Annotated in this window: 12 protein-coding genes; 5 read left to right on the top strand and 7 right to left on the bottom strand. The window is 61.4% G+C overall.

Annotation, left to right across the window (positions count from 1 at the left end):
• Positions 1-61 precede the first annotated feature (61 nt).
• The 5 genes from GM655_RS08045 to GM655_RS08025 all read left to right on the top strand — a co-directional run bounded on the left by GM655_RS08045 (position 62) and on the right by GM655_RS08025 (position 4,182).
• On the top strand, positions 62-970 hold the full coding sequence (locus GM655_RS08045; protein WP_229632418.1) for a hypothetical protein: 909 nt from the start codon (positions 62-64) through the stop codon (positions 968-970).
• A gap of 1 nt (position 971) precedes the next feature.
• Positions 972-2,666 (top strand): single-stranded-DNA-specific exonuclease RecJ, encoded by a 1,695-nt coding sequence (gene recJ / locus GM655_RS08040; protein ID WP_155434001.1) that lies wholly within the window; start codon positions 972-974, stop codon positions 2,664-2,666.
• A 61-nt stretch (positions 2,667-2,727) separates the two neighbouring features.
• Entirely contained in the window at positions 2,728-3,165 is a 438-nt protein-coding gene (locus GM655_RS08035) for an MbcA/ParS/Xre antitoxin family protein (RefSeq protein WP_155434000.1), read from the top strand.
• Positions 3,166-3,840, top strand: a complete 675-nt coding sequence (locus tag GM655_RS08030) for an RES family NAD+ phosphorylase (RefSeq protein ID WP_371866734.1) — start codon at positions 3,166-3,168, stop codon at positions 3,838-3,840.
• 12 nt (positions 3,841-3,852) lie between these two features.
• Positions 3,853-4,182, top strand: coding sequence for a DUF2288 domain-containing protein (locus GM655_RS08025; protein ID WP_155433999.1), 330 nt, complete (start codon positions 3,853-3,855; stop codon positions 4,180-4,182).
• On the opposite strand, the gene GM655_RS08020 is transcribed toward GM655_RS08025, so the two are convergent.
• The 7 genes from GM655_RS08020 to GM655_RS07990 all read right to left on the bottom strand — a co-directional run bounded on the left by GM655_RS08020 (position 4,179) and on the right by GM655_RS07990 (position 12,888).
• Positions 4,179-5,546 (bottom strand): 8-oxoguanine deaminase, encoded by a 1,368-nt coding sequence (locus GM655_RS08020; protein WP_155433998.1) that lies wholly within the window; start codon positions 5,544-5,546, stop codon positions 4,179-4,181. The two genes, GM655_RS08025 and GM655_RS08020, sit on opposite strands and share 4 nt — an antisense overlap.
• Complete coding sequence (locus GM655_RS08015; RefSeq protein ID WP_155433997.1) at positions 5,543-7,600, bottom strand: alpha/beta hydrolase domain-containing protein; 2,058 nt, start codon at positions 7,598-7,600, stop codon at positions 5,543-5,545. The genes GM655_RS08020 and GM655_RS08015 overlap by 4 nt, the downstream gene beginning before the upstream one ends.
• Entirely contained in the window at positions 7,594-8,049 is a 456-nt protein-coding gene (locus tag GM655_RS08010; protein WP_155433996.1) for a YbaK/EbsC family protein, read from the bottom strand. The genes GM655_RS08015 and GM655_RS08010 overlap by 7 nt, the downstream gene beginning before the upstream one ends.
• 4 nt (positions 8,050-8,053) lie before the next feature.
• Positions 8,054-8,776 (bottom strand): ABC transporter ATP-binding protein, encoded by a 723-nt coding sequence (locus GM655_RS08005; protein ID WP_155433995.1) that lies wholly within the window; start codon positions 8,774-8,776, stop codon positions 8,054-8,056.
• Between the two features lie 21 nt (positions 8,777-8,797).
• A complete protein-coding gene (locus GM655_RS08000; protein ID WP_155433994.1) occupies positions 8,798-10,747 on the bottom strand; it encodes a branched-chain amino acid ABC transporter ATP-binding protein/permease in 1,950 nt (649 codons plus the stop codon).
• 7 nt (positions 10,748-10,754) lie between these two features.
• Complete coding sequence (locus GM655_RS07995; RefSeq protein ID WP_155433993.1) at positions 10,755-11,645, bottom strand: branched-chain amino acid ABC transporter permease; 891 nt, start codon at positions 11,643-11,645, stop codon at positions 10,755-10,757.
• Positions 11,646-11,727: 82 nt separating this feature from the next.
• On the bottom strand, positions 11,728-12,888 hold the full coding sequence (locus GM655_RS07990) for an ABC transporter substrate-binding protein (protein WP_155433992.1): 1,161 nt from the start codon (positions 12,886-12,888) through the stop codon (positions 11,728-11,730).
• Positions 12,889-12,903: the final 15 nt, after the last annotated feature.

The raw sequence follows: 12,903 nt of genomic DNA, 5'->3' as shown, positions 1-12,903 counted from the left end.
CGACCTCATACGTGTCCTTGAAACGCCTGCGCTAGCCACGTTGTTGTCTCGCCACAAACGTTTGCATTCAAGCATTTATGACAGCACCAACCGTGCCCTGCCCCATGAAGACTGGCTGGCACGGCTAGCTACCGGCACGACAGACGGCGTGGCGCTAGCCACCAGCGCCATGCAAGGCCACGGACTGCAGGAGGCCGCGCAGCAAGGCCATTGGTTTATGGTCCAACCCAGCCATTTACAACTGGCCCGTACCCATCTACTGCTGGCAGACCAGCGCAACATCAGCCTGAGCGAAGCGGAAGCACGCGCCCTGTTCGACGCCGCGCGCCCCAGCTTCGAGCAGCAAGGCGGCACACTGGTATATGCCACCCCGCAGCTGTGGTTCTGGCGTGCCGACGACTGGGCCAGCCTCGACACCGCCACACCGGATGCGGCCGTGACGCAGAATGTCAGCGAATGGATGCCGGAAGGCGAACTGGCACGCGCCGGCCGCCGCCTGCAGAATGAAGTGCAGATGGCATGGCACGAACACCCCGTCAATCAGGCGCGCGAAGCCCGTGGCGCCGCCGTCATCAATGCCTGCTGGATCTGGGGCGGTGCTGCTGCGCGCGCGCATGCCGCACCTGCACTGGCAGTGGCGGGCGGCCCCGACTGGCTGCAAGGCCTGACAGATCACACTTGGCGCAGCGCCAACGCCGAGCAACTACTGGCCGCGCCGCGCCCACTGATCGTGCCCGACCTGATCGGACCGGCGCAGGCCGGTGAATGGTCCGTCTGGCTGGAACGCATGCAAGCCATAGACCAGACCTGGCTGGCGCCTCTGCTGCAGGGGCTGCGCAGCGGCCAGATCGGCCAGTTGACGCTGCTGTTGAGCGATCGCGAACGTACGCTGCAAGCTGATTGCAGCCGTCTGGCGCTGCGCACTTTCTGGCGCAAATGCAACCTGAACCATTTATCGAAGCAAGGCTGACATGACCCGTATCGCCACCCGCCCCTGTCCGCTGCGCGCGGCCGAAATGCTGCGCCAGGGCGGCATCCATCCGGTACTGGCGCGGCTGTATGCGGCACGCGGCCTGACCGATCCGCAGGAGCTGTCCAGCGAGCTGGCCGCCATGACGCCACCGGGCGCGCTGCTGCACATCGATGCGGCCGCAGGCTTTCTGGCCGATGCCATCGCCCGCAGCGCACGCATGGTCATCGTGGCCGATTACGATTGCGATGGTGCCACCGCCTGCGCCGTGGCCTTGCGCGGCCTGCGCAGCATGGGTGCGAACATCGATTTCATCGTGCCCAACCGCTTTGAATACGGCTACGGCTTGACGCCCGAAATCGTGGCGCTGACGGCGGCAGAAAGGCAGCCGGACATCATCATCACGGTCGATAACGGCATCGCCAGCATCAGCGGCGTGGCCGAAGCCAACCGGCGTGGCATCGCCGTGGTGGTCACCGACCACCACTTGCCGGGCGACGAACTGCCGGCCGCGCAAGTGATCGTCAACCCCAATCAGCCCGGCTGCGGCTTCCCCAGCAAGCATATCGCCGGCGTGGGCGTGGTGTTCTACGTGCTACTGGCCTTGCGCGCCGAACTGCGCCGCCGTGGCGTGTTCGACGCCCAGACCCAGCCCAAGCTCGATCACCTGCTGGACCTCGTTGCACTGGGCACGGTGGCCGACGTGGTGCGGCTAGACAGCAATAACCGCATCCTCGTGGCGCAAGGCCTGAAGCGCATGCGCGCCGGCCGCATGCACGCCGGCGTGGCGGCCCTGTTCCGCGTGGCGGGACGTAACCCGCGCAACGCCAATCCGTTTGATCTGGGCTTTGCGCTGGGACCACGCCTGAATGCAGCGGGGCGGCTGGAAGATATGTCGCTCGGTATCGAATGCCTGATTACGGATGACGAAAACCGCGCCTGGGAACTGGCCCAGCAGCTCAACGACATCAACCTCAAGCGGCGCGAAATCGAAGCGGAAATGCAGGATACTGCGCTGCTCCATCTGGACAGCTTTGAGCCCGCCCACAGCAGCACCATCTGCGTCTTCGATCCGGAATGGCATCAGGGCGTGATCGGCATCGTCGCCTCGCGCCTGAAAGAGAAGTTCTTCCGCCCCACCATCACCTTCGCCCCGGGCGGCGATGGCTGGCTCAAGGGTTCGGGCCGTTCCATCCCCGGCTTCCACCTGCGCGATGCACTCGATCTGGTGTCGAAAAAAGCCCCGTCGCTGATCGACAAATTCGGCGGCCACGCCATGGCTGCCGGCCTGACGCTGCGCGCCGACGCTTTCGAGGCCTTTGCCGCCGCTTTTGAAGAAGTGGGCCGCGCATGGCTGAGCAGCCAGCAACTGGAACGCGTGGTCGAAACGGATGGCCCGCTGGAAGACGCCTATTTCAGCACCGACTTCATCGCGCTGATGGATGGGCAGGTATGGGGTCAGGGCTTCGCGCCGCCCGTGTTCTGCGACGATTTCCGCGTGGTCAGCCAGCGCATCCTCAAGGAACGCCACCTGAAACTGCTGCTGGAAAAGAATGGCGCGCGCTACGATGCCATCTGGTTCGGTCACACGGATGCACTGGGCGAGCGGGCCAAAGTGGCATTCCGGCTCGATGCCAACGAATACAACGGCGTAACAAAAGTGCAATTACTGGTCGAACACGCGGAAGCAGCCTGACACGCCACCGTTTGACCACCCTCCGGAAAAGGAGTATAAATACTCCAAAGACGGAGGAATCATGAATCTGACTTACGCCTACCCACGCAGCCGCTTCGAACCCACCATCCTGGTCGACCTGAATGCCAAGGCCGAACGGGAGCGCCTGAGCAAAGCCGCTCTGAAGGGCTTTTTCAAACTGGTGGCAGCCTGGAAACTGCGTGATGAAGACGCGCGCGAGCTGCTGGGCGGCATTTCCAACAGCGCCTACTACGAGTGGAAGAAGAAACCCGAGCGCACGCTGGAAGTCGATTGCATCACGCGCATTTCCTATCTGCTGGGCATCTACAAGGCCTTGCACATCCTTTACGGCGACCAACTGGCCGACGAGTGGATCAGCCTGCCCAACACCAATCTGCTGTTCGGCGGCCGCACGCCGCTGAACTATCTGCTCAGCGGCGGCCTGCCTGCCATGCAGATCGTGCGGCAGTTGCTCGATGCGCGGCGCGGAGGCCTGTAAGTGCTGCCGCTGACGAGTTTGCGCCAGTTCGACACCTGCCGGCTGCTGCCGTCGCGTTACGCCGACACGGAAGACTCGGTACTGTCGCCGCTGGCGGACACGGATCAGGAGCTGCACGACCTGTTCGAACTCGATAACGCCACCAATGCCCGCCTGCGCGCCCAGCATGGTGGTGCGGTCGGCATTACGACCGATGAACTGGTGTTTGGCGTGCCGCACTTCCGCATCATCAACGCCGCCTTTACTTACGCCCGCCCCGAAGGCAGCCGTTTCAATACGGGCGAACGGGGTGCATGGTATTGTGCGTTCGATGTGGCGACCGCCTTGGCCGAAGTGAGCTTCCATAAAGCCGTGGAATACGCCGAGATCAACCGCTATGACGACAGCGTGCAGTATCAGACCATGCTGGCCGATTTCACAGCCAGCTTCCACGATCTGCGCGGCCAATCGCGCTATCAGAACTGTTTGCAGCCGGATAGCTATATCGCTTCGCAGACGCTGGCCGAACGCCTGCTCGACAGCGGCGCGCTGGGCCTCATCTATCCCAGCGTACGCCATGCGGGTGGCACCAACCTCGCTTGCTTCCGGCCTGCGCTGGTGGGCAATGTTCGCAAAGGTGCCAGCTATCGGTTAACATGGCGGGGTAGTCCTGTCCCGAACATCGAAACACTGTGAGTCCAGCAAGCCATGCAAACCAAACCCGAAAAAGATATCGAACTGCGCAACAAGGTCAATCGCGAAACGGCACGTCTGCCATGGACCGAGCTGCTCAAGCATTTTGCACAGGGAAATGTGGTGTGGATCGCCGATACGCTCGATCTGGTCGATGTCGCCGTGCGCATCTCGCACGACGACAAAGCCAATATCAGCCGCTGGATGGAAGCAGGCCTGCTCGCCAAAGTCAATGATGAACAGGCCCAGCGCTGGCTGGAAACCAACGCCGAACTATGGGCCTGCGTGGTCAGCCCCTTCATACTGGTACAGCAGCAGAAAGCGGTACCGACCAGCGTCCACTAAGCGTTGCGGGCTGCCTGCGCCAGTTGCAGCGCCAGCCCGTTATGCCGCTCTATCAGCGCGGGCAGATCCAGTGTCGCCAGCTGCCCATCACGCACCACCACGCGGCCGTGGATGATGCTGTAGTCCACCGCCGGCGGCGTGCAGAACACCAGTGCCGCCACCGGATCGTGCAGCGCACCGGCCGTGGCGATGCCGTCCATACGGAATAGCACCAGATCGGCCGACATGCCCGGCTTGAGTGCACCGATATCATCCCGATTCAGCACCCGTGCGCCGCCCAGTGTGGCCAGTTCCAGCGCCTGCCGCGCCGTCATGGCGTCCGGACCGAAGCCCACGCGCTGCAGCAGCATGGCCTGGCGCACTTCGCCCAGCATATGGCCGGCATCATTGGAAGCACTGCCATCCACGCCCAGCCCCACGGCCACGCCACGGTCGAGCATCTTGCGGATCGGCGCTATGCCGGAAGCGAGCCGCATATTCGAACACGGACAGTGGGCGATGCCGGTGCCCGTGCGCGCAAACAGATAGATGCCGTCATCATCCAACTGGACACAGTGGGCATGCCACACGTCGTGCCCTACCCAGCCGCAATCTTCCGCATATTCGGCCGGCGTCATATTGAACTTCTCGCGGCTGTAGGCGATATCGTTGGCGTTTTCTGCCAGATGGGTGTGCAAGGACACGCCGTAGCTGCGCGCGAGCGCCGCCGCTTCCTTCATCAGATCACGCGAAACAGAAAACGGCGAACACGGCGCCACCACCACGCGCTGCATGGCATGGCGGCTGGCGTCGTGATACTGCTCGATCAGGCGCTGGCTATCCTTGAGGATGGCCGCTTCGTTCTCCACCACACGGTCGGGCGGCAGGCCACCTTGCGACTGGCCCACGCTCATGGCACCACGCGCGGCGTGAAAACGCATACCGATCTCGCTGGCCGCTTCGATACTGTCATCGAGCTTGCAGCCATTCGGATAGATGTACAGATGATCGCTGCTGGTGGTACAGCCGGACAGTATCAGCTCGGCCATCGCCGTCTGGGTCGACACGCTCACCATTTCCGGTGTCAGCCCTGCCCAGATGGGATACAGATTGGTCAGCCAGTTGAACAGTTCGCCGTTCTGCGCCGCCGGTATGGCGCGCGTCAGGCTCTGGTACATATGGTGGTGGGTGTTGATCAGGCCCGGTAGCACCACGTGAGCGCGGGCGTCGATCACTTCGTCCGCCGTCTGCGGCAGATCGGCGCTATAGCCCACCTGTTCGATCACGTGGTCGCGGATGAAGATGGCACCATCGGCCAGTTCGCGGCGCTGCTCGTCCATCGTGACCAGCACGCGCGCATTTTTTATCAGCAGGGTTTTACTCATGGTGTAGCGTAAAGGTAGTTGCAGCCCTGATCGGCCGGATCACGTCGCTGGATACGGTCGTACAGGCCCAGATTGCCGGCCATGGTGCGCTCCAGATCTTCCGGCAGCAACAGGCGTGCGCGGATCAGGTTTTCAGCAGCAGCGCGCACGGCGGCAGCAAAGTCTTGACGGGTCGGATAGCGTTCGGCCAGACTGGGACGCGGATCGCCAGCGACCAGTCGCTCAGCCTCGGTGCGCGCAAACGGCACAAAGCTGCCATCGAAACGCGACGTGGCCCAGCCAAAGCCGGTTTCAGGCGCACGCAGATTCCAGCCGGTGTGCGTACCCAGTGGCGCCTGTACCTCCACCAGTCGCACCCCGCCCTTGTCATTACCGTCGCCATCCGGCACTGGCACCAGCGTTTCATATGCGGCGTCCTGTATCGGCGGCACCGTATCGGCAATGCCGTTACGCTCATAGCGCCAGCCGAATGTCAGCCGTGGTTCGCGCAGATTCTGCTCGGGCGGTGTGATACCCAGCCCTTTCGGGAAAATGGCGCGGTAGTCGGCCACGCTGGTCAGCGTATGCTGGCTCAGGCTGGGATAGGCGTTGGCTGGCGGGGCCTTGTCCTGACTGGTCCATTCATCCAGCGCCAGCACCAGTGCGCGCATGGTGGTGTAATGGTCGCTGGTGGATACGCAGGCCGTGAACGGAGCACGCGTGCGCGAACGTCCCACATAGTGCTGCGCACCCATCAGGCCGAACAGGCGTACATTGTCTGGCGGCGCCACATCGAGCACGCCATCAGGCGTAGTGGCGATCAGCGAAGCCCCACGGTTCCAGAACTCGGTCGACGTATTGGCAATAAATAGCTTGGGCAAACGCCCCTGTCGGTCGCGCGCATTATCGAGCGTAGATGCCGTCTTGCCCGTCACGGGGTCACGCGTTGGTGCTGCCGTGAAGGGGAAAGCATCGGCTGGATAGTCATGCTCCTCCAGCATGGACGGGTGGCGGGTAGGCTGGACGAAACGGCTGTTAAAGCCGGCCGAACCACCGGCGCCGGGGACATGCAGATAAGCGCCATCGAACACCAGCTTGCCACCTTCGTCCACATTCAGGCCATCATGCAGCATGCGGCCTATCAGGCGGCCGGACTGGCTGATGCCGAACATCAGAATATTTTTTGGCACAGGCGCGCCTTCCAGCGGATGGTCGCGCAAATAGGACAGCAGATCGCGGATGCCGGCCATGCCGGCGCCCGCCACATACGGATCGCGTGCCATGTAGGTCAGCTCGTAAATCACGCCGGGCTGGAAGCCGCCGTCCAGCCGTATTCGCCCGGGGCCGCCCGCCTGCGCTGGTTCAACGAACTGCCAGCTACTGCGCGGCATGGGTCGGCGCAGCTCTTCCGGCCGGCGACGCTGGGTCAGCTGGGCATGGGGATCGTTAAGTGTGGCCGGTTCATAGGTCAGGCCACGCATGCCCGCATAGGTAGCGACATCGCTCACGGCATTGACAGTGAATTCATTATTCACCCTGCCCTGCACACCTTTCAGCACGGGCGGAACCAGCACCAGCGGGCGAGCTGCCGGTACGCCCGGTGCCACATCCCAGGTCCAGGCCGAAAACAGCAGGCTGAAACCGTGCCGCATCAGGAAACCATCGCCCGCATCTTCCGCCGTGGTGGGATCGTTATTGGCCGGGCTGCGGCCATTGATCTGCCCCAGCATGGCGATGCCGCCACGGTTATTGACGTCGTAAATCAACGTCGTCGGCTTGCCATGCACAGGACGCAACAGCACGAATTCGCTGGAAAAGCGCACGCGCCCGTCTTCGTCGCGCGACGCCCGTCCAAGATCAACGATACTGGCATTCGCGCGCTCGTGCGGGTTGAGCGCAAAATGGGCTACACCACGAATTTTTTCGTAAGCGCCAGCCTCGCCGTAACTGGTGCCGGCCGCAAACGGCACGCGTTCGCGGACTTCGATGCGCTCCACCGCAGCTTGCGCCAGTGCCGTGAAGCCGCCCAGCAAAGCCAGCGTCATGGCGCTGGCCACGCGGCTGAGCTTCAGCATACGTCCACCCACTGGCCCGCCGTCACGCTGGCGATCATGGCAGGCGTAATGCGCACAGCGCTATTGATGGAACCGGCCGCCGGCAGCACTTCATCATAATTATTGAGCGACTGGTCCAGATAGACGGGGATCTGCTGCGCCAGCCCGAACGGGCAGACGCCGCCGACGGGGTGGCCGGTAATATCGGCCACTTCGTCCGGCGCCAGCATCTTGCCCTTGCCGAAAGCGTCCTTGAATTTGCGGTTATCGATACGTGCCACGCCACTGGCCACCAGCAGTATGATCTTCCCTTCGCCTAGCCGGAACGCCAGTGTCTTGGCGATCCGGCCCGGTTCCACCCCGTGCGCTTCGGCAGCCAGTGCTACGGTGGCGGTACTCACATCGAGTTCGATGATGGGCATCTGCATGTCGCGAGCGACGAAAAAATCACGTACCGATTGCAAACTCATATAGCTAGTGTCCTCCTCCCAGGTAGGCCGCAATCACCTTGGGATCTGTTTTCAGGCTCTCCGCCGGGCCGTGGACGGAAATACTGCCATTCTCCAGCACATAGCCATAATCGGCAACGTTTAGTGCAGCAGCGGCAAACTGCTCCACCAGCAGCATGGTCACGCCTTCCGTCTTGAGCCGCTGAATGATGCGGAATACTTCTTCAACCAGTATCGGCGCCAGCCCCATCGACGGTTCATCGAGCAGAATGACTTCGGGATTGAGCATCACGGCACGCGCCATGGCCAGCATCTGCTGCTCGCCGCCGGACAACGTACCGGCTAGCTGGGTCTGACGCTCCTTCAGGCGCGGGAACAGGTCCAGCGCCTTGTCCAGATCGTGCTTGATATCGCCCTTGGGGCGGGCGCGAGTAAATCGCGGGAAAGCGCCGAGCAGCAGGTTGTCCAGCACCGTCATCGACGCGAACACACGCCGCCCTTCCGGCGAATGGGCCAGACCGGCACGGGCTATCCGGTGCGAATCCACGCCGGTAATGTCCTTGCCATCCAGCGTTACCTTGCCGCCCTTGGGCTTGAGCATGCCGGAAATGGCGCGCATGGTGGTGGTCTTGCCGGCCCCATTAGAACCGATCAACGTCACCAGCTTACCCTTGGGGACTTCCAGCGAAATACCGTGCAGAACCTCGACTTTGCCATAGGCGGCCTGCAGATTTGAAATCGAAAGCATGGGCTATCCTTATCTGTCTATTCAGTGCGCCGCCGGCGCTTTGGTACCGCCGTGTTCTTCACCGCTACCGCCAAGGTAGGCCTCGATCACCTTGGGATCGTTCTGCACAGCGTTAGGCACGCCTTCCGCGATCTTCTGGCCGAAGTCCAGCACCGTCACCGTATCGGACAGCGCCATCACCACGTCCATATGGTGTTCGATCAGGATGATGGTAATACCGTGGTCGCGGATCTTGCGGATGATGGCCATGAGCTCCTTGATATCAGGCGCCGTCAGACCGGCCGCCGGCTCATCGAGCAGCAGCAGACGCGGGCTCAGACCCAACGCACGGCCGATTTCGAGCAGGCGCTGCTTACCATATGGCAGATTGCGCGCTTCCTCGTTGGCCATGGCTGACAGGCCGACAAATTCGAGGATGCTGGCAGCGCGGTCACGCGCGGCTTTTTCCTCGGCCTTGTAACGGGGCGTCTGCAGCATCACATCCAGCACATTCGATTTGAAGGTGTTGTGCAGGCCGACCAGCACGTTCTCGGTAGCCGTCATTTCGCCGAATAGCTGCACGTTCTGGAAAGTCCGCGCCACGCCGCCCAGCGCAATCTCCGATGGCGTGCGGCCAGAAATCACGGCACCGGCAAAGCTCACCTTACCGTTGGTAGGCTTGTAGATCCCCGTCAGCACATTCATCATGGTGCTCTTGCCGGAACCGTTAGGTCCGATCAGGCCATGGACCGAGCCCTGGATCACGTTCAGGTTCACCTGATTCAGCGCTTTCAGACCGCCGAACTGCATCAGGATCTGGTCGACCTGCAGCAGCGTACTGCCGGCCGTGCCGCCCTGTGCACGGTCGAACGGCGCCACGCCGCTGGCCGCCACACCCTGCGCATGCTGCGCGCCGCGCCCCATCAGGTTCTGCAGGAAGCCAACGATACCGTCCTGCAGGTAGTACACCACGAACAGCGTCATCAGGCCGAAGATGGTCAGACGCCAGTCGACGATGTTCTCCAGCTTAAACGAGGTCGCTGCCATACCGATGGTGGCCACCAGCGGCACCAGCACGCCGCGCACCGTGCTGCGCTTTTTGGCCAGCATCAGTGCCGAACCGATCACGCCGAGTACCGCGGCAGCAACGGCAATCTGGCGGAACAGTTCAATGTCGGCCAGCAGGCTAGGCAGCATCACCACGATCAGCGCGCCGATCAACGAACCGGAACGGGTCTTGCGGCCGCCCATGATCACGGCCAGCAGGAACAATATGGTCAGCTCGAAGTTGTAGGTATTGGGCGAGATGTATTCTTCCGAATACGCATACAGACTGCCCGCCAGACCGGCGAAACCGGCACTGATGATGAAGGCATATACCTTGTAGCGATACACCGAAACGCCCATACAGTCGGACGCGATCGGGCTATCGCGCAGCGCTTCGAACGCGCGGCCCAGATTCGATTTGAGCACGCGGTGCACGATCACCAGCGCCAGTACCATCAGCACGGCCACCATGTAGTAGTAGCCCACTTCACTGAGCTTCTGACCAAGGATCACCGGCTTGGCGATCTTGATGCCCATCGGCCCTTCCGTCAGGAAGGTCATCTCGTTGATCAGAATCTGGATGATGGTGCCAAAGGCTAGCGTCACCATGGCCAGATACGGCCCTGTCACGCGCAGCGCCGGCAGCGCAAGGATGGCACCGAAGATGGCGGCACTGGCTATGCTGGCCGGGATCGCCACCCAGAACGGCGCACCCAGTTTGAACACCAGCACACCGGTGGCATACGAGCCGATGCCGAACAGGCCCGCATGGCCGAGCGACACCTGCCCCGTATAGCCGACCACGATATCGAGACCGAACAATAGTATCGCGTAGATCAGTATCGTTTCGAACAGATGGATATAGTAAGGATTAGGAATCAGCACCGGATACAGTGCCAGTACCACCAGTCCGAGTACGCTTGCTGCAAGTAGCTTCTTGTTCATGTAGACCTCAGACTTTCTTGATGGCGGCTTTGCCGAACAGGCCGGACGGTTTCACCGCCAGCACCAGCAACAGCAGCAGCAAGCCCGGCACTTCCTTGTAGCCGGTCGAGATGTAGTAACCCGTCATGGTCTCGGCGATGCCCAGTATCAGCCCGCCGCCGATGGCGCCAACGCCCGAAGTCAGGCCGCCGATAATCGCCACGGCAAACGCCTTCAGGCCCAGCGAAGCGCCCATGGTGGCCCCCGTCAGCGTCAGTGGCGCCACCAGCACGCCGGCAAACGCCGCCGTGGCCGAGGACAGCGCATACGAAAACGTAATCACCATGCCCGTGTTAATCCCCATCAGGCCGGCCGCATCGCGGTCGTTGGCCGTAGCCACGACAGCTTTGCCGTAGATGGACTTACGGTTGAACAGTTCGACGGCAGCCATGATGGCCAGCGCACCCACGATCACGGCGATCTGCATGGGCTGCACATTGGCGCCCAGGATTTCTATCGGCGCGGAACTGAGCGGCATGGGGAACGTCAGGTCATCCTTGCCCCAGATGTTCTCGGCTACGTTTTTGAAGATGATGGCCAGCGCAATGGTGGACATGATCCAGCCGAATTCCGATTTGATTTTGATGGCAGGCCGTACACCTATCCATTCGACGAACATGCCCTGCAGGCCGCCGAACACAATCACCAGCGGGATCATCAGCAGATAGCTCATGTAAGGGCCGCCGTGGATATTCCCCACCAGACTGAGGCCGACCAGAGCGCCCAGCATCAGCGATTCGCCCTGGCCGAAATTGAGAGTGCCGGAAGTGGCAAAGGTTAGCTGGTAGCCGAAAGCGATGACGGCATAAATCATGCCGAGCGCAATGCCACTGAACGCCAGTTGCAGCAGTATTTCCATAATGACCACCGATAGTCAGGATCGATAAGAAAATGGCCAGACTTGACGCATCAAGACTGGCCAGGAACCAGAATCGCAGGGCTTATTTACCGGCCGCTACGACTTTGCCATCCTTGACTTCACCGAACACGGTGATGTCAGCCGTGATGGCTTCGTGGTTATCTTTGCTATACGGCTTGTTGTAGGTGGTGACCACGCCGTCGATTTTTTCGTTCAGACTTTCCAGCGCGGCTTTGACTTTCGGGCCCTCGGTGGAACCGGCCTGCTTGATGGCAGCCGCCAGCAAATAGATCGAATCGTAGCCCTGCGCTGCCGACACAGGCGAAGGCATACGGTCGCCCGGCGGGTGATAGGCTTTTACGTAGGCATCGATGAAGGCTTTACGCTTGGGCGTATTCGGGTCCTGAATAAAGGTCTGCGGCATGCGGGTGCCGTTACCGTTCTTGCCGGCGTTGTCGATAAAGTTAGCCATCGACAGAGTCCAACTGCCGATCAGCGGCACTTTCCAGCCCAGCTTTTCCATGCCGTTGGCGATCTGCGCCAGTTCAGGGCCGATACCGTAGGTCAGCACCACTTCAGCGCCGGCCTGCTTGGCTTTCAGCAGTTGGGCCGTCATGTCGACGTCTTTCAGGTTGTACTTCTCGATCGCGACGGCTTTCATGCCTTTCTTGTCGAGCGCCTTTTCCAGATCTTCACGGCCTAGCTGGCCGTAGTTGGTGGAGTCGGCCAGTATCGCCACTTTTTTGAATTTGCGGTTGTCGACGGCTTCCTGCACGATCATGTGCGACTGGATGCTGTCATTGGCCGAGTTGCGGAAGATGTAGTTCTCCGGCTGGTCGGCAAACTGCTTGGTGATGATGGAGCCGGTGGCCACATTGTTCATCACTGGAATCTTGGCGTCCTGATAAAAACGCTGCGAAGCCAGCGCCACGCCGGTGTTAATGTAGCCGACGGTAGCGACGACACGTTCCTTGTTGATCAGCTCCTGCGCGATCTGCACGCCACGTTCGTTCTTGGCTTCGTCGTCGCGTTCGATCAACTGGATCTGGCGGCCCAGCACACCGCCCTTGGCATTGATTTCCGCCACAGCCAGCTTGACGCCGTCACGCATGGAGACACCCATGGGCGCAGAACCGCCCGTAAACGGACCTGCCACACCGATCTTGATGGGGTCGGCCGCCATGGCGCCAGCCGAGAAACCGAGTGCGATACCTGCTACGAGCATCTTCAACTTGAAAGTCATCTGCTATCTCCTGTT

This window comes from Pseudoduganella danionis (assembly GCF_009720775.1).
Classification (GTDB): Bacteria; Pseudomonadota; Gammaproteobacteria; order Burkholderiales; family Burkholderiaceae_D; genus Rugamonas; species Rugamonas danionis.
Note: the sequence above shows the minus strand (reverse complement) of the source record. Positions and strands in the feature narration are given on the sequence as shown.